This is a genomic window from Rhodococcus sp. WS1 (assembly GCF_003797745.1).
Classification (GTDB): domain Bacteria; phylum Actinomycetota; class Actinomycetes; order Mycobacteriales; family Mycobacteriaceae; genus Rhodococcus_F; species Rhodococcus_F erythropolis.
The window spans coordinates 926,679-944,384 of record NZ_RKLZ01000001.1; the positions used below are offsets into that span (position 1 = coordinate 926,679).

Annotated in this window: 17 protein-coding genes and 1 tRNA gene; 1 reads left to right on the top strand and 17 read right to left on the bottom strand. The window is 62.0% G+C overall.

What is annotated here, in order from left to right; translation table 11 throughout:
- Window positions 1-7: 7 nt before the first annotated feature.
- From bluB to EEB12_RS04245, 3 genes are all read right to left on the bottom strand, one after another.
- Window positions 8-637, bottom strand: a complete 630-nt coding sequence (gene bluB / locus EEB12_RS04235; RefSeq protein WP_019747874.1) for a 5,6-dimethylbenzimidazole synthase — start codon at window positions 635-637, stop codon at window positions 8-10.
- Window positions 634-1,686: a CobW family GTP-binding protein gene (locus tag EEB12_RS04240; RefSeq protein WP_141487438.1), complete on the bottom strand. Its 1,053-nt coding sequence runs from the start codon at window positions 1,684-1,686 to the stop codon at window positions 634-636. The genes bluB and EEB12_RS04240 overlap by 4 nt, the downstream gene beginning before the upstream one ends.
- Window positions 1,687-1,767: 81 nt before the next feature.
- On the bottom strand, window positions 1,768-2,370 hold the full coding sequence (locus EEB12_RS04245; protein WP_021334361.1) for a lipocalin family protein: 603 nt from the start codon (window positions 2,368-2,370) through the stop codon (window positions 1,768-1,770).
- A 178-nt stretch (window positions 2,371-2,548) separates the two neighbouring features.
- Here EEB12_RS04245 and EEB12_RS04250 point away from each other — a divergent pair, with 178 nt between their 5' ends.
- Window positions 2,549-5,080 carry an alpha/beta fold hydrolase gene (locus tag EEB12_RS04250; RefSeq protein WP_141487439.1) on the top strand — a complete coding sequence of 844 codons (2,532 nt, stop codon included), beginning with the start codon at window positions 2,549-2,551 and terminating at the stop codon, window positions 5,078-5,080.
- A 10-nt stretch (window positions 5,081-5,090) separates the two neighbouring features.
- Here EEB12_RS04250 and EEB12_RS04255 read toward each other — a convergent pair whose 3' ends face one another.
- The 14 genes from EEB12_RS04255 to EEB12_RS04320 form a co-directional block, all read right to left on the bottom strand.
- Window positions 5,091-6,134, bottom strand: a complete 1,044-nt coding sequence (locus EEB12_RS04255) for an NAD(P)/FAD-dependent oxidoreductase (RefSeq protein WP_258537408.1) — start codon at window positions 6,132-6,134, stop codon at window positions 5,091-5,093.
- 225 nt (window positions 6,135-6,359) lie between these two features.
- Window positions 6,360-6,432, bottom strand: a tRNA-Ala gene (locus EEB12_RS04260).
- A 145-nt stretch (window positions 6,433-6,577) separates the two neighbouring features.
- On the bottom strand, window positions 6,578-7,321 hold the full coding sequence (locus EEB12_RS04265; RefSeq protein WP_007731305.1) for a thioredoxin domain-containing protein: 744 nt from the start codon (window positions 7,319-7,321) through the stop codon (window positions 6,578-6,580).
- A 42-nt stretch (window positions 7,322-7,363) separates the two neighbouring features.
- A complete protein-coding gene (locus EEB12_RS04270; RefSeq protein ID WP_019747868.1) occupies window positions 7,364-7,852 on the bottom strand; it encodes a MauE/DoxX family redox-associated membrane protein in 489 nt (162 codons plus the stop codon).
- 25 nt (window positions 7,853-7,877) lie between these two features.
- Window positions 7,878-9,131, bottom strand: coding sequence for an MFS transporter (locus EEB12_RS04275; RefSeq protein WP_141487440.1), 1,254 nt, complete (start codon window positions 9,129-9,131; stop codon window positions 7,878-7,880).
- Window positions 9,132-9,173: 42 nt separating this feature from the next.
- Window positions 9,174-10,811, bottom strand: coding sequence for a phosphoglucomutase (alpha-D-glucose-1,6-bisphosphate-dependent) (gene pgm, locus EEB12_RS04280; RefSeq protein ID WP_060938642.1), 1,638 nt, complete (start codon window positions 10,809-10,811; stop codon window positions 9,174-9,176).
- Window positions 10,812-10,908: 97 nt separating this feature from the next.
- Window positions 10,909-11,253 carry a fluoride efflux transporter CrcB gene (crcB, locus tag EEB12_RS04285; RefSeq protein WP_141487441.1) on the bottom strand — a complete coding sequence of 115 codons (345 nt, stop codon included), beginning with the start codon at window positions 11,251-11,253 and terminating at the stop codon, window positions 10,909-10,911.
- A complete protein-coding gene (locus EEB12_RS04290) occupies window positions 11,250-11,627 on the bottom strand; it encodes a fluoride efflux transporter FluC (RefSeq protein ID WP_019747864.1) in 378 nt (125 codons plus the stop codon). Before EEB12_RS04290 ends, crcB begins: the two co-directional genes overlap by 4 nt.
- A gap of 23 nt (window positions 11,628-11,650) precedes the next feature.
- Window positions 11,651-12,454, bottom strand: a complete 804-nt coding sequence (locus EEB12_RS04295) for a DUF1295 domain-containing protein (RefSeq protein WP_141487442.1) — start codon at window positions 12,452-12,454, stop codon at window positions 11,651-11,653.
- Complete coding sequence (locus tag EEB12_RS04300; RefSeq protein ID WP_141487443.1) at window positions 12,451-13,767, bottom strand: SAM-dependent methyltransferase; 1,317 nt, start codon at window positions 13,765-13,767, stop codon at window positions 12,451-12,453. Before EEB12_RS04300 ends, EEB12_RS04295 begins: the two co-directional genes overlap by 4 nt.
- On the bottom strand, window positions 13,764-15,053 hold the full coding sequence (locus tag EEB12_RS04305) for an SAM-dependent methyltransferase (protein WP_019747861.1): 1,290 nt from the start codon (window positions 15,051-15,053) through the stop codon (window positions 13,764-13,766). Before EEB12_RS04305 ends, EEB12_RS04300 begins: the two co-directional genes overlap by 4 nt.
- Complete coding sequence (locus EEB12_RS04310; RefSeq protein WP_024487210.1) at window positions 15,050-15,793, bottom strand: DUF1365 domain-containing protein; 744 nt, start codon at window positions 15,791-15,793, stop codon at window positions 15,050-15,052. Before EEB12_RS04310 ends, EEB12_RS04305 begins: the two co-directional genes overlap by 4 nt.
- Entirely contained in the window at window positions 15,784-17,064 is a 1,281-nt protein-coding gene (locus EEB12_RS04315; protein ID WP_019747859.1) for an NAD(P)/FAD-dependent oxidoreductase, read from the bottom strand. The genes EEB12_RS04310 and EEB12_RS04315 overlap by 10 nt, the downstream gene beginning before the upstream one ends.
- Entirely contained in the window at window positions 17,061-17,693 is a 633-nt protein-coding gene (locus tag EEB12_RS04320; protein ID WP_020969265.1) for an alpha/beta hydrolase, read from the bottom strand. Before EEB12_RS04320 ends, EEB12_RS04315 begins: the two co-directional genes overlap by 4 nt.
- Window positions 17,694-17,706: the final 13 nt, after the last annotated feature.

The following is a 17,706-nucleotide window of genomic DNA, read 5'->3' on the forward strand; positions in this document are numbered from 1 at the left end:
GTACAACTCAATAGGTTTCGTAGTGGACAGCGTCGGCCAATGGCCGGCGCTGTCGCCATCCGAAGCGCTCGAGATCCGGAACCTGTTGAAACTCAGTCACCTTCCCGACGCACAGCCACGCAATGGGGCGTACGGGCGACGGAATGCCCATGAGTTCGGTGAGGTACTTCTCGTCGTAGAACGAAACCCAGCCGATGCCGATCTCCTCGGCCACTGCGGCGAGCCACAAATTCTGAATTGCGAGTACCGCCGAGAACAGTCCGGTGTCGTCGACGGTATGACGGCCGAGGATGTTCGGGCCACCGCGCGACGGGTCGTAAGTGACGACGATGCCGGTACCGCTCTCGGCGATTCCCTCGATCTTGATAGGGTCGAACGTCGATCGGCGATCCTCGGGCAAAGACTGCGCGAACTTCAGCCGGGCATCGGCGACATGTGCCGCGAAGGTGTTGAGCGTCTCCGGATTACGAACGACGACAAAATCCCACGGTTGCGTGTTTCCCACGCTCGGCGCGCGATGGGCGGCGTCGAGAATGCGCATCAGAGTTTCGTCGGGGATGACCTCTCCCGAGAACTCGGCGCGAACGTCTCGCCGTCGCCGAATCGCTTCGTACACGGATACATCTGATTCACTCACGCCCCGACGGTATAGCGGTGCAATCCCAGCATGGCGTCGGGGTGCGGTTCGACCGTTTCCTCGCGCACGCAGGTGCGGAGCGCGCTGCCGACCGCTCCCGAATCCATCCCGGTACCGATCACAACCAGTTGCGTGGTTCGAGGTTCGCCCGACTTCCACCGCAGCGGCGTGATCCGAACATGATCACCCACCGATTGGATCTCGAATTTTCCTGTGTAACCCGGAATCTCGAAGTTCACGAATCCTTTGATGCGGTACACCCCCGGCGGTTGATTCTCGAGGAAATGCGTCAGAGCCCTGGCATCGAGTGGCATCTCCGACGTGAAATCAACCGATTCGTAGCGGTGGTGCAGGTGATCGTGGTGACACGAGCCGTCCTCGTGATCGTCGTCGTGCCCCTCGCGCAAGAGCTCGTCGAGGCTCAGTTGATCGCCCGGAGCGGGAGGGGTCACCTCACCGGAATCGAACAGCAGAGCAGGGTCTATCCGTGAATGCGCCGTCTCCACTATCGGCGCTCGCGGATTCAACTCGCGAATTCCGGCCGTGAATCTCTCGCGCTCGGAGACTGGAACGCTGTCGATCTTGTTGACTACCACCAGGTCTGCCAGGCGGACATGTTGATCGAGCTCGGGATGTTCGCGGCGAACGGTGGAGAAATTGGCTCCGTCGACCAGGACCACCAGGCCGCCGTAGACGACAGACGGGTTCTCACTTCCGAGGACGAGTCGAATCATGTTCCGCGGCTCAGCAAGCCCGCTCGCCTCGATGACGATGACGTCAATCCCGGATTGCCGGTGCGCCAACTTGTTCAGCATCTCGTCCATGTCCGAGACGTCGACAGCGCAGCACAAACAGCCGTTGCTGAGAGAGACCATCGAATCGACCTGACCGGCGACCATCATCGAGTCGATGTTGACGGAGCCGAAGTCGTTGACGATCACGCCGATGCGTACACCGTCGTTGTTGCGCAGAAGATGGTTGAGCAGCGTCGTCTTGCCCGAACCGAGAAAGCCTGCGACGACTATTACGGGAATCTGCTTCTTCGCCACCACTCAACCTTCCGAAACCACACGTACCGATCAGTGATCGTAGTGGAGTGTGGCTCCGGAAGGTTCACGCTGACAGCAGACTCACACTGTGCAGAGCGGACGGATGTCCGACGTGCCCTCGGTGGTCGGTGACGTCAAGATCGTGCACGCGTTGTATCCACGGGATTCGGCGACCCGACGGATCTCACTCCAGCCGGCCGCGTCGACAATCGGGGACCGTGAGAGCACGAACCCGGAAAGCCTGAGTGGATCGCCCACCAGTGCCCACGAATAGTCGTCGGCGATATACGTGACGATGTAGTTGGGCGGACCGTCCAAGCTCTCCTGCGAGGGCACCCCGGGGAAGCTCACATGCAACTGGGCACCCGTTGCTGGATCGGTAACTCGGGCATTCCCGACGATCTCGTTGGCTTGGCCGGTCCACGTCGTACAGGTGTTCTTCACGCTCACGTTCGACGAATCGACGATCCCGTAACTCGCCCGGGTGTCCTTCGCGCACGCGAGGTTGAAGGGCTGAGGAATCGCCGCCACCTGGTTCCATTCCCCTACGTAGCGCGCGGCGTCCAGGTTCGCCACCGGCTGCAGAGGTTCCCAGAGTGGGCTCGCCTGCGCGGTTCCCGAAAACAGCGTCGCTGCGGCGCACACTCCCGCAATCGCAATCGCACTTCGCCCCGACCACTTCATGTCATTGCTCCTCGTCTGTACACCGCTCGATCGGCCTTGGTTCCTCAAGGTATTCGGAGCTGACGGACTGGAGGATGGGGACGTATGTAAAACTACTTTCGGTTTGTTCTGGACCTAATTCACAAACCTTATGTAGTCTTTGCTCAAAGATAGCTGAAAGTCGGACGGAGCTACTGTGATGAAGGTTGTCGACTTAGGTCTCGAGCGCACTCGCTATGCAGTCATCGACGAGACGATCGAGTCGAGGTGGCGCCGAGTCACCTCGATGCAGCACGACACCGTTGCCGTCGTGACTCCGCGCGACCGGATCACTTTCGCCGAACTCGAACTCCGGACCGATGCATTGGTCCGCGAACTTCGCCTACGTGGGTCACACGGGGCTCGCCCGGTTGCGGTCGATCTCGAACCAACCGCCGAGTCGGTGCCCGCCATCCTCGCTACTCTGATTTCCGGTCGACCCTTGGTCATGATCGACCCACAACTCCCCGAGGCCCGGCGAGCGCACATCATGAGCGCCTCGGGCGCCGTCGCGCTGCAGTCGATCCTCGACGAATCGGCCGCAACCGGCTTCCGTTTCGACAACGCGCTGGAACCATCGAGTTCCGACCCTGCCATGATCGCGTTCACATCAGGGACCAGCGGAGCGCCCAAGGGAGTCGTGTTGAGCCACTCCATGTGCCTGAACAAAGCCGACGAACTTGCCGCAGCAATCGACCTGCGCCCCGACGATCACATCGGAAACCTGTTGCCCGTCAGTTTCGGAGCCGGAATCACGGCCCTGATCATGGGACTGATGAACGGCGTCACGGTCTTCTGCTGGGATCCACGCATAGACGGAGTTTCGGGAATCGACGACTGGCTGATCGAGAATTCGATCACGACCGCGCACTGCGCGCCGTCATTCCTGCGGGCGTGGTCAAGCCTCGAATCCGATGAAGCACCGGATAATTCGCTCGGATCGCTGCGGGTCGTCGTGACGTACGGGGAAGCAGTGCACGGCGAGGATTACGCGCGCCATCGCAGTCACGGCTTCGCTCGCGTCACGTACGTCAACTGGCTGGCCACCACCGAGACCGGTGTCGTCGCGTACAACGCGTTCCCACCACATTCCGAACTACCCGTCGGAGTGGTTCCGGCCGGACGTGCTCGCGACGGCAAGGACGTACAGATCGTCGATGTGAACGGCGTGCCTCTCCCCGACGGAGAGATCGGCGAGATACAGATTGTCTCGAGCGATCTTGCCGATGGATACCACGGTGACCCGGATCGCACTGCGGCACGATTCACGCGCCTCGGCGACGGAGTGAGCATCTACCGGACCGGTGACCGGGGCCGTATCGACGAACGCGGCGAACTACAACTGCGGGGCCGCGTCGACGACGCCGTCAAGATTCGGGGCTACCTGGTAGAACCGATGGAAGTCGAGGCGCATATTCGTCGAATTCCCGGCGTCACCGACGTTTTCGTGGCTGTTGTCCTCGAGAACGATCGACCGGAGATTGTCGCCTACGTGGTCCTGACCAAAGCCGTGATGGCACGGTCGGGCGCCGAAATGCGCCGCGAATTGGCCAAATTTCTACCGACCTGGATGCTTCCCCGACATTTTGTCCTCCTGGCCGAGTTGCCCCGCAACGAACGCGGAAAGGTCGATCGCCCGAGGCTGCCGACTGTCGCGGTGAGGAGCGATCTGCCAACTCTTGCCGGCCCCACCGAGCTGATGTTGGCTGGTATCTGGAAGTCGATTCTCTGCACCGACTCCGTCGACCGCGAGGACGACTTCTTCGAACTCGGCGGCGACTCACTCGCTTCCATCGAAGTTCTCAGCAGAATTCAGGAGAAGTTCCGGGTTCGAATCTCCAGCGCACAATTCGTCTCCGCCAGCACAATCAAAGACCTTGCAGGAGTTATCGATCGAAGTGCGGTCGTCAAGCAAAGCGCGCCGCAGCCGACGGTTGTGCCACTCAAATCCGACGGTAGTGGCACTCCCCTCTTCATCGTGAACGGTGCCGGAGCACCACCGACTGCATTGTCGAACTTGTCGAATTCTCTCACCACAGATCGCCCGGTTTTCGCGGCGCAGGCCCGCGGATTCGAATCTCGTGGCCTACCCGACCGCTCGGTGAAAGGTGCGGCACGGCGACTGATAGTCGAGATCAAGAAGATTCAGCCGACGGGCCCGTACCTGCTCGCCGGATACTCCTACGGTGGATACGTAGCTTTGGAGATAGCCGCTCAGCTCGAACAGGCCGGCGATGACATCCAGCGGGTCATCGTTCTCGACAGCAGGATTCCGAGTACTGTCGTCCAGCGGTTGGCGGCCCGCGCGGGCGTCCCTCTGGATGCGTCCGTCGTCGAGTTGGCGCCTCAACCCCAGTCGAACGTCCGGTGGCAGCCGACCAAGCCCGCAGTCGCGGCACTGTGGGTGCGCTCGCTGTTCGCCGGGATCATGCAGTACCCACCTGCGATGCAGTGGATCATTTTCCTCTACATCGCAAACCAGGCGATAGCGAGACATCGCATTCGTCCCTGTGCTGCCCCAGTCACAGTAATCCGTGGCGCCTACAACAATCGGGGTTCCGAAGTCTGGTCGCTCATTGCCACGGGCTCACTCGAATTCGACGACATCGACGCCGGTCACGAAGACCTGATTCGTCCACCGTATGTTCGGCAAACTGCATCGGCCTTCGACCGAATCTGTGACCGAACATGACCAACGATGCTCACGTCCAGCTGTAGAAGAGAGAGCGGCGCGGAGTGACAGCCCATTCGGTCGTCGACGAACAGACCCTTTCCTTGACGAATGCACCCGCCCTGCCCGCAATGACCACTCCCGTTGACTCGTCGACACGAGTGGTCCGCTGGAACACACCTCGCCGCCTCCCGAGACTGATGCACCGACCTGCGAACTTCGGAGTCACCGGGCGCGGCGCGGAACCTTCGAGTCGATGCAGGATCGTTTCGGCCGCATGGACTCCCAAGGGGATCGCGGCCTGACAACTCATCCTCAGTGAGAGATCACCGACTGCGACCGCATCACCCGCACCAAAGATGTTGGGGTGGGACGAGCATTCCAGTCCATCGTCGACCTTCAGACGACCGAGTTCGTCGACGGGAAGGCTACTTCGGCGCGCCAGATCGGGGACCCCGAATTCGGTCGCGAGAATCGTGCAATCGGTCTCCACCCGTACACCTCCCGCTAGCTCGCAGGACGAACCGTCGATCCGAGTCACCCGGGATTCGGTGACAATATCAACCCCAAGGTCGGTCAATGTTCTGAGAATTGCCGATCGAGCACGCTCTGACAGATCCGGGGCCAAGATTCCTCCGGTCACCAAAGTGATTCGGCTGCTTCGCTGCTCAGCCAATTCTGCGGCAGTCTCGATCCCGGTGAGACCGCCGCCGACAACGCAGACCGCAGCCTTCTCGTCGAGAGTCGCCAGCCTGGACGAGAGGCGGACCGCGTCCTCGAATTCGGCGACGCCGAACCCGTGCTCGTCCGCCCCGGCGATCGTGCTGGGCAACTGCCTACTTCCGACTGCGTAGACCAAGTAGTCGTAGTCGAGCACGCTGCCGTCGTCGAGGGTGAGCCTGCCGAGCGCCGCCTCGATCGTCGTCACCTCTCCGAAGACTCGGTGTGCCGCACGCGGTAGCGCCCTGTCGAACGAGACCGTCGCGTCGTAGCCGGCCGCAATCATCTGATGGAGCCGCTTCGCTGCCATGACGCCCGCATATCCTGCCCCGATTATCACCACGTGTGCACTCATGGTTCTCCGTTCCGCCAACGGTCCCCATGCTGAGAATGCACGGGATGATCAGGCCTCATCGCGGACGTTATTGAACATTGACGCCCTGGCGTTATGGCGGTCGACACATCTAGGCAGAACTGTGCTGCATGCAATAGGGGCTCGAAAAACACAGGGTCGACAACACAACACTGGCTCGAAAACAACAAATGCTCTGCACCGATTGGTGCAGAGCATTTGTTCGGGTGGAGCTAAGGGGACTCGAACCCCTGACCCCCACACTGCCAGTGTGGTGCGCTACCAGCTGCGCCATAGCCCCGTATTCAATTCACTCTAACAGTCGAACTCGCAGCGGCTTTTCTGCTTTCCGCTTGCTGGAAGAAAGTTACACCACTTGACTCCTGGGCAACAAATCGCCTGGTCAGAGCGAAGCGGCCGCTCCTCGTCCGAGCGGCCGCTTCAACTCAGGAGGAGAGCTTGGAAACCCAGTCGCTACTGCCCGTGTCAACGATCTTGCCGTTCGCCACTACCGTGGGCGTCCCGTTCGACCCGACATCCTTGAGCGCCTGGCTGGCGGCTGCAGCATTGGCCGCGGCTGCTTCGACGTTGGTACCGGAAGAGATGCAGGTTGCCACGTCCTCGGATGCGCCCGCATCACGAGCGATCTGGGCGAGGTCGTCGTTGGTGTGATCGCTGCTGCCGCCCTCGGCAGGCTGCGTGTCGGTCGCGAAAAGCTTGTTGTGGAATGCGGAGTACGCGATCGCGTCACCACCCTGAGCGACGCAGAGCAGAGCGGCGCCGGCCCGTGTGGAGTAGTCACCGCTGCCCGACGCCCGGTTGAGGAAGTTCAGCATGTGGTACCGCACGGCGACGTCACCGTTGTCGACGGCGGCCGCGAGAGCCTGGCCACTGAGGTGCTCGAGAGCAGCGCAGGCCGGGCACAGCGGATCCTCGAAGAGATCAATGGTCGTCGCGGCGGAGGGCTTGCCGAGCAGCACCACTCCGTTGTCCTGCACCGTGACGGCAACTTCGGAACTCTGCACGGAGCCGTAGCCGTCGTTCTGGGGCTTGTTCTTGCTGTTCGTCCACAAGACACCGCCGATGACGAGGGCCGCGATCACGAGCACCGCGAGGCCACCGATGATGTAGGTGGAGCGGCTCGAGACCGGTTCCGGCGAGTATTTGTTCTTGCTGCTCTTGGTGCTCACGCTGATGCAGTCCTTCGTGCGTCGAAACGATTTACCGATTGCTTACCTTGCCACTGAAGACTGAGTATCCACTGAGAACGCCGCGCGTGATCCGGGCCCCAATGCGAGCGGCGAACGCGGGAACACGAGCAGCCAGACGGCAAGTGCCAAGAAGCCGAGGTCCCGGAGAATCTCCTTCAAATAGTCCCAAGCGCCGACGTCGGCTGCACCTCCGCCGCCGAAACATCCGCAGTCGATGGACAATCCCCTGGCCCACACCGAAATGATCACCGCAATGAGAACCGTGAGGATGACCACCGAGACCGCAGCGGATACTCGCACCGCCAGCCCGACGAGGATCAGCAGGCCCAGCACTATTTCGACCAGGGGAAGAGCCGTCGCCACCGGACCTACCAGCGACTCGGGCAACAGTTGATAGGCGCGCACCGCGATCTTCGTCTGCACGGGATCAAAGAACTTGAGTCCCCCGGAAATCAGCCAAACGGCCGCCAAACCCAATCGGGCCACAAGACTCACGATGCGAATTGCCACCCGATCGAGAGTACAGAATGCCCGGTCAGTCCAGGTTTGTCCGCGCAGGAGTATCCGTTAGCACCGTCACATCAGTCAGATCTTCGACGACGGATTCGACGGGCTTCGTTCGCGACGGAACGAACAACCAACCCGTCGCCGACACGACTACTACGGCTCCCATCACCGCGAAGGCCGCCGAGTACGACACATGCTGGGCGATCAGTCCGGCACAAATCGGCGCCACTACCCCACCGATGTCGGACATCATCTGGAATACCGCCAGAACGGGTCCGCCTCGGGCCGTCGATCCGACAACATCGGCAACCGCGGCCTGCTGGGCCGGACTCATGAGCCCGGAGCCGACACCAGTCACTGCGGCGATGGCGAAGAACACCACAAGGTTGTCGGTGAATCCCATTGCGATGGTTCCCAGACCGCAGATCAGCAGACCGCTCACGACAAAGGGCTTGCGTCCGAAGCGGTCCGAGAGTCGTCCGGAAACGATCAACACCAACGCGTTTCCGACGGCAAAGATCGTGAGAGCGTAGGCCGCTATCGACGGGTCTCGGTCGAGGAACTCCACGACGAACAGAGGGACCATGGCAACGCGAACTCCGAAGATCACGCCGCCGAAGGCGAGGTTCGATCCGAGCGCTGCCCGGTACACCGGCGACTGAAGCCCTTCCGCGAGAGTCATCGACTTCACACCGACAGCCTTGTCCGGTGACGCCAGGTGAGATCCACGCAGGCTCACGAAGACAACGAGCGCGGCGATCACCAGCGCAACTGCGTAAATGATGAACGGCATCCGCAGACCGAACTGCAACAGCGCACCGCCGACCAGCGGGCCGCCGATCGATCCCATGAGAAAGCTTGTCGCGTACAGCCCCGAGACGCGGCCGCGACTGTCCGGCGGTGACATCCGAATGATCAGCCCGAGAGCCGACACCGTGAACATCGTCGACCCGATGCCGCCCAACGACCGGAACAGCAGAAGTTGCCAGTACTCCCCCGCGAAAGCGCACGCACCGGTCGAGACCGCGACGATCAAAAGGCCGACGATGTAGACCGGGCGCTCACCGAGTTTCTGTACCAAAGTGCCGCTCATCGGCGCGAACACCAATCGCATGAAAGCGAAAGACGAGATCACGATCGTGGCGGCGGTGACCGATACGTCGAAGCTGCGCGCGAACTGAGGTAGAGCCGGAGCGACCAACCCGAATCCGAGGGCGATGACGAAGCTGGCGGCGACCAGTACCCAAATTTCCTGTGGCAGCTTGGCTGCACGAGTTTTCATGTCGCCCGGAATTCTAGCCGGGCGACACGAGCGGTCCGCGAGCTAGTTCGCCTTCAAGACGCCGGACACCAGGTCCTTGGCCGCTGCCTGAACCTGAGCCAGATGATCGGCGCCCTTCATCGACTCTGCATAAATCTTGTACACGTCCTCCGTGCCGGACGGCCTCGCTGCAAACCACGCGTTCTCTGTCGTCACCTTGAGACCACCGATCGCCGCGCCGTTTCCGGGCGCCGCGGTCAGTGTCGCCGTGATCGGTTCACCCGCCAGTTCGGTCGCACTCACCTGATCGGGAGACAGTTTTGCCAAGACTGCCTTCTGTGCGCGTGTCGCGGGCGCATCGATCCGCGCGTACGCCGGGCTCCCGAACTTCTCGGCCAACGCGTCGTAATGCGCTGACGGAGACTCTCCCGTCACCGCGGTGATTTCCGACGCGAGCAACGCAAGGATGATGCCGTCCTTGTCCGTCGTCCAGACGGAACCGTCGTGGCGAAGGAAGGATGCACCGGCGCTTTCCTCGCCGCCGAATCCCACGGACCCGTCGAGCAGACCGGGAACGAACCACTTGAAACCGACTGGAACCTCGAGCAATTCGCGGCCCACACTGCTGACCACGCGGTCGATCATCGAGGAACTCACGAGTGTCTTGCCCACCTTGGTGTCTGCGCGCCACCCTGGCCGGTTCGCGAAGAGATACTCGATGGCAACGGCGAGATAGTGATTCGGGTTCATCAAACCGCCGTCGGGCGTGACGATGCCATGGCGGTCGGAGTCTGCATCGTTTCCGGTCGCGATGTCGTAGCGATCCCGAATTCCGATCAGCGACGCCATCGCGTCGGGCGACGAGCAGTCCATGCGGATCTTGCCGTCAGTGTCGAGCGTCATGAATCGCCAGGTCGGATCGACGAGAGGATTCACCACTTCGAGGTCGAGTCGGTGAGTTTCGGCAATCGCGCCCCAGTAGTCGACGCTTGCCCCGCCGAGGGGGTCTGCACCGATCCTGATTCCGGCATCGCGGATTGCATCGAGGTTGAGGACAGAGGGGAGGTCTTCGACGTAGTACCGGAGGAAGTCGTAGCGTTCGACGCGGTCCAGCGCCTGCGCCGCCGTGACACGCCGTACCCCGGAAAGCCCCTTGCGCAGTAGCTCGTTCGCTCGATCGGCGATAACCGACGTCGCATCCGTATCCGCGGGTCCGCCGTGTGGCGGGTTGTATTTGAAGCCGCCGTCACGCGGCGGATTGTGTGAAGGCGTCACGACGATGCCGTCGGCCTTTGCCTCCGGTCCCGTCGAGTTGTATCGCAAGATCGCGTGACTGACAGCCGGGGTGGGCGTGTAGGCATCGCGTGAATCGACGAGGACGACGACGTCGTTGGCCACCAGGACCTCCAAGGCCGACAGCCAGGCAGGTTCCGAGAGCGCATGTGTATCGCGGCCGATGAACAGTGGTCCGTCGATGCCCTGCGAGGCGCGGTACTCGACGATCGCCTGGGTTGTCGCCAGGATGTGAGCTTCGTTGAACGCCGCGTCGAGACTGGAACCGCGATGTCCTGAAGTGCCGAAAAGTACCTGTTGCATCGGGTTCTCGGGATCCGGGGTGCGCGTGTAATACGCGGTGACCAGATGAGGAACGTCGATCAGATCCTCTGGCAGAGCCACTTGTCCTGCTCGTTCGTGCGCCACGAATCCCCCTCGGCCCGGTGGTCGACCACTGTGTCGACGCGACTGTGGACAATTGTCTACCCTGGCCGCGTGGCGTGCACGCTCGACGCCGGATCGGTCAATCCGTGATCTGGATTCCCAACCACGCAGCGGACAGTCCGACGATCAAACTGACGACGATGTAGGTCAGCGAGAGGGCCGTCTGGCGCCTCTCGACCATCCCGACATTCTCGTTCGCAAAGGTCGAGTAGGTGGACAAGCCACCGCAGAATCCGGTCGCCAGAAGTGCGGCCATCTCGGTGGAAAGAGCTGCCCCGGTGAACAATCCAAGGAGGAAGCAGCCGATCACGTTCGCGGCGAACGTCGCAGCCGGGAATCCCTTGTACGCGGGTACATACCGCGCCAACAGGTACCGGCCACTCGCACCAGCGCCGCCGCCGAGTGCCACCAGGAGAACTGTCATGCCGACGCTCCGTCCCGCGCGCGGATCCAGCGTTCACCGAGCCCTTTGCCCAGTGCAGCGGCGAGGATCGCGGGAATCAGTGTCCCGAGTACGTAGAGAATCGATCGCCACGGACTCTCCGTCACAGCGTGAACCGCGAAGGACGAGAAAGTGGTGAAGCCACCACAGAACCCGGTGCCGAGAAAGAGGTACCCAACCTTGTTGTGGACGAGGAGGGCCGCGAGAACACCGAGAACGAACGAGCCGACGACGTTGATGACCAGTGTCGTCCAGATGTGGGGAAAGAGCTCCCCCAGCCCGTATCGACTCAGTGCCCCCAATGCTCCGCCGACGGCAACCGCTCCCACCGCACCCGGCAGCTTCAGATCACCCATGCTCTCGCCTCACCCGAAAGAGCCTACGTCCCGGATCGGGCTTTCGGCGGGCGCGGAATGAAGTAACTTGTCCGCTGCTGATACTCGCGATAACCCGGACGCTGTTCCATATGTCGCTCGAGCAACCGCGCACCGGTGGCGAAGACCAGGAAGTACGTCATGGCGATCGGTGAGAGGACAGTCAACACTCCCGGCCATACGGACGCCGAGACGAGGAAGATCCCCCACCAGACGCATGCGTCGCCGAAATAGTTGGGATGCCGCGTCCACGCCCACAAACCTTGATCCATGATGTGGCCACGGCTACCCGGATCGGATTTGAATTCCTCCATCTGCCGGTCGCCGACCGTCTCGAACGTGACGCCGACAATCCACAGCGCGATACCGAGCACAACAAGAAGCCCGAAGCTGCCGTTCGATACTGCGGCGACCTGGATAGGCAGGGAGACGAACCACAACGAAATCCCCTGCGTGAGATAAATCTTGCGGATCGCATACAGCGTTCGACTACCCGTCGCTCGTCCGAGCATTTCTTCGTACCGCGGGTCTTCACCCTTGCCGCGGGATCTGATCGCCATGTGCGTCGCCAACCGCAGACCCCAGATCGCCACCAGCGCAAGCATCAGCAACCGGCGCCAGAGGTCGCCGGTTCCCACTATCGCGGACACGAGCGCGATCAGAACGAAGCCGGCGCCCCACGACACGTCGACAACATTGTGCCGCCCGATCCGTACACCGATGGTGGCTGTCACTGCCATTCCGACGGCGATCGCCAACAGGCTCGTGAGCGTGACCACTCCGAATGCGCCCCAGTCGAATCCGTTCATCGCCTCGACACCCACTGCGGCCGGACCGATTCCATATCCGAACGACCATCACCGTGCGGCCGGACCGACAGAATCTGATCGACGCCCATCCTTCCGTCCCGAAATGCCATTCCTCCGCCGACGAGGTAGAGACGCCACACCCGAGCGACTTCGACACCCACCAGATCCACGACGCGATCCCAGTTCGATTCGAAGGTCTCGATCCACGCGTCGACGGTCCGCACGTAGTGCTCACGCAGGGCGTGCACGTCCCGGACTTCGAGTCCACCTTCCTCGATCATCGCAACAGTGCGACCGACCGGCCGCATGTACATGTCCGGCGCGATGAACGACTCGATGAACGGACCTCCCCCGGGGTGCGCACCGGTGCGTGACATCTGCTGAATCAGCACACGGCCACCGGCAATAACGTTGTCGTGGAGCGCTTTCACGTATGTCGGATAGTTGTCCTCACCGACGTGCTCACCCATCTCGATCGACGCGACCGCATCGAAGGGCCCGTCCGGAATCTCACGATAATCTTGGAGCCGGATCTCGACCCAGTCTTCCAAACCGAGTTCGCGGATCTTCGCGTCGACAAAAGCCTTCTGCTCCGCCGAGATCGTGATGCCGACCACCCGAGCGCCGTACTCACGCGCTGCATGCAGGCTCAGCGAGCCCCAACCACAGCCGACATCGAGGAACCGTAGGCCTCGCGCCCGATCGAGACCGACCTTGCGGCACACCAGATCCAGCTTGTCTGTCTGTGAGTCTTCGAGCGTGTACTCCGGCGCATCGGAAGTCCAATAGCCCGAGGAGTACGCCATGTTCTCATCGAGGATCAGTTGGTAGAAATCGTTCGACAAATCGTAGTGGTGCCCGATCGCCTCGCGGTCGCGGGCGAGACTGTGCAAGCGGCCCTTCACCTGAGCCTGCGACGACGGTGGAGCCAAAGGTCTCCCGAAAGCACCGAAGGATCGCGCAGCCTTGACCGCGGCCAGGACGAGAGACGGGGTCGGGGTGATCGACCCGAGCCCCCGCTCGGCAGAGACCTTCCACACGTGTGTGAGCGCATCACCGAGATCGCCTTCGACGTCGAGTTCACCGAGAACATATGCCTGCGCCGCTCCCAACTCGCCGGGATTCCAGAGCAAGCGTCGCAGCACATTCGGGCTGTAGAGCGTCACTTTCGGAGCATCTTCCGGACCTGCTGTGCTGCCGTCCCAAGCAGTCAATCTCACCGGAAGTTCGCCGCCGACAAGTGGACTGAGGATGTCCGAGAGACGACCCGCAACGCCGGTACCTTGTGCCGTTCGATCCATCGTGGCGGTCATCGCTGATTCCTCCGATCGAGAACAATTTGCTGGACGTCGAGATATCCCGAGCGAAACCCGGCCTCGGAGTAGCAGAGATAGAAATGCCACATGCGCGCGAACACTGCGTCGAACCCAAGCGCGGACGCTTCGTCGGTGCGAGCACTGAAACGCTCGTCCCACAGCCGCAACGTCTGCGCGTAGTGATCGCCCATCGACATCCGCTCACGCACCCGAAGGGTTGTCATGCGTTCGGTGACGTCCTCTATCGCCCGCACCGACGGGAGAAATCCGCCGGGGAAGATGTACTTGTGCACCCAGGTGTAGGTGTTGCGGGTCGCGAGCATCCGATCGTGCGGCATCGTGATGGCTTGGATCGCCGCGCGCCCACCCGGCGCCAGCAGGGCGTCGATCGTCTGGAAGTAGCTTCCCCAGTACTGGTGGCCGACAGCCTCGATCATCTCGACCGACACGACGGCGTCGTACTCCCCCTGTACTTGCCGATAGTCGAGAAGGTCGACCTGAACGCGATCTGCCAGTCCCGCAGCGCTTATCCGCTTCGCCGCCAATTCCTGCTGTTCGACCGACAGTGTCACTGAGCGCACCGTTGCTCCGCGCTCGGCTGCTCGGATCGCCAATTCTCCCCAGCCTGTGCCGATTTCGAGCACTCGCGAACCGGGGCCGACACCCGCACCGTCCAGCAGGCGATCGATCTTCCGATGCTGAGCCGCTGCGAACGCGTCCCACGACGGGGTAGCTCCCACCGACAGATCCTCGAAGAGAGCACTGGAATACGTCATGGTGTCGTCGAGGAACAGTTCGAACATCTCGTTCGAGAGGTCGTAGTGCCGGGAGATGTTCGAGCGCGTGTTCTGCGTCGAATTCCGCTCACTGCGAGGCTGCTTCGGAATGTAGAGGCCTCGTAGCCGCTGCAGGAAGTCGGGAATCAGCGTCGCCACCCGGGAGGCGAAGACTTCCAGGACCGCGGTGAGGTCGGAGGCTTCCCAATCGCCCGCCATGTACGACTCGCCGAATCCGATCAACCCACTGTCGCCCACACGAGCAGCGAAGTCGTCTGGACGGTGGATGACCATCAACGGCGAATCCGGACTACCTCCACCGGAGAACTCACCGTTGGGCATCTGAACGCGCAGCGGCAAGCGCGCGACCGCCTTGTGGAACAGAGCGCGGGCAACCGGCGACGCAACCCTCACTTTGAAACCGCTGGGCACCGTGGCAACGCCCGGCCACCGCTCGGATTCGATCGTGTGAGCGGAAGGTTCGGTGCCGAGAGTGGTCGTGGTCATTGCACTGCCTCCTGCGGGTGATGTTGCGGTCGGGGAACGATAGGTAAGCGCCTGGCCCACAGCCGGATTCCTTGAAATCTGATCTGCGCGGCGACTCGCAGCGGAGCCAGCGGGATGGAGAGCGCACTGCGGACGATCTCGCGCGTCGTCGCCGGCACACAACGACCGGACACCGTGGCTACGAATGGCGCCTTGCCGTCACGGGCCAGAACTATCGAGAGCGCGAGCGCGGTGTCGGGTAGCGGAAGTCGCATCCGGTACTCGCCGTCCAGATCGTTGAATGGAGACACGTAGAACTCTTTGGACGTGCGAGCCCCGCCGCGTTCGTCGGTTTCGAGCAGGTAGCAATGCCGCTCGCCGTAGGTGTTGTGAACCTCGGCAACGACGCACCGCTGACTGCCGTCGTCGTTCAGACACCAGAACACACTCAGTGGGTTGAACACATGCCCGAGAACACGTGCGTTCGCAAGCATGAGGATGCGGCCGCCGGCGAACTCCAATCCGTTAGTTGCCAGAAAAGACTCGACGTTGGCACGAATCGATCGGGTGGGGTCGCCGAGGTGATCTCCGGCGTCGAACTTCGCCAAGGATCGCAGTGCCTTCGGGAGCTCGGGCAGATCGTCGACGTCGACGAGCCAGCTGTAGCTTCGGTACTCGAACTCGTTGTGCAACGGCTCCGTTCGTACGTGTCGGATGCTCGTATGAACGATGGACGGCGTGATGGGTGCAGTCACGGCCACCGACCTCCGACGCGTTCGGCGGCACGCAGGCCAGACAGTGCACCGTCCTCGTGGAAACCCCATCCGTGGTACGCACCGGCAAACGCGAGCACGTCCGAGTCCAACTCGGGAAGCCGCGCTTGAGCGGCGACGGAGGTGGGTGTGTACTGCGGATGCTCGTAGGTCATCTGATCGATCACCGAGTCCGGGGACACCATTTCGTCTCCCCCCAACGTCACCAGGTAGCGCCGACCGGTCTCCGGCAGCCGCTGCAACCTCGTCATGTCGTAGCTGACCAGAACGTGATCCGGCTTCGCGTTGCATTCAGGGATGTAGTAGTTCCACGACGCGCGCGCATTGGTGTTGCCGGGCAGCACATTTTCGTCCGTGTGAAGTTGGGTGTGGTTGACGGAGTACGGCATTGCGCCGAGGACCTGGGATTCGGCAGGCGTCGGATCCGCCAAAATCTTCAGTGCTTGCTGCGGATGCGTTGCGACCACAACTGCGTCGAAGGTCTGGATCTGGTCGTCGCCGTCACGAATGTCGACGCGATCGTCAAACCGGTGGACGGCGCGAACTGGCGTGTTCAGGCGGATATCCCCGATACTTTTGGCGACGAGACGAACGTATTCGCCCGATCCACCGGTGACTGTTCGCCAGGTCGGCGATCCAGTGACGCTCAGCATTCCGTGGTGATCGAGGAACGAGAACAGGTACCGCGCGGGATACTTCAGCGCCGAGCCGGGATCACACGACCAGACTGCCGACACGAGCGGAGTCATGAAGTGAGCGGTGAAGTAGTCGGAGAACCGGCCGCTGCGCAGAAACACTCCCAGTGTCTGGTCGGGTGCCGACGGATCCGTGTTGTCGAGCAGAGCGCGGGCACGGCGATGGAAGCGCTTGACCTCCATCAACATCGACAGAAAGCTGCCGTTGACAAGGAGCCCCGGCGTCGGGAGAACGCCGCGCAACCCTTGGCCTCCCGAGTACTCGAGACCGCAACCCCCACACCTGACCGACATACTCATGTCGGATTCCTGCGTAGGCACATCGAGTTCTGCGAACAATCGCAACAATGTCGGATAGGTGCGATCGTTGTGAACGATGAACCCCGTGTCGATGGCGAGGCTTCGCCCTTCCGGGTCGGTGACCGAATGGGTGTCCGCGTGCCCGCCGAGCCGTGAATCCGCTTCGTAGAGGGTGACGTCACTGTCCTTACTGAGCACCCACGCCGCTGTCAGACCTGCGACACCACTACCGACGACGGCCACCTTGCGCTTGTCGGAACTCATCGTCGTTCTCCCATCTTTGTTGCGGCTACCCCGCGACTCATTCGTGCGATTGCATCCGCGACGAGGCGATGCCAGGTCGCCGCCCGACGGAGCATGAAGTGGCCTGCGCCGCCGATGCCGATCCATTCAGCGCTCTTACCCGACTTCTGCAGTTCGTCAACTTTCCGACGAGACGCTGCCGGGTCGGTCCACGAGTCGGCCGTGCCGTGGAGCACAACCAGTGGTGTGTCCGAACGCAGATTCACCGACGTTCCATCGGGCCACCACGGCGCCAGCGCAACCACACCGACCACCGCCGGATCGCCACACAGTTCGGCGGCGACCCGTCCGCCCATCGAGTGGCCCAGCAAAATCACCCGAGCTTGTGCATTACGTTTCGTTATCGCGTCGAGTGCGGCTCGAGCGTCAGCGACCGGACTGCGCTCGGCACCGTTCCAACCACGCACCCGATAGCGAGCCTGCACCGCTCTCACACCGGAGCGGCGAAGCTGAGCGGTGAACGGGCGCATCCGAAGGTTGGACAGATGCCAGGCGCGAGCCGGGCGATGGCTCGAGACCTTTCCTCCAGGCAGCACGAGCACCACCAGGTGCTGGTCACCGTCCTGCTGTTGCCGTCGGTTGGGCGTCATGCATGGCATTCGG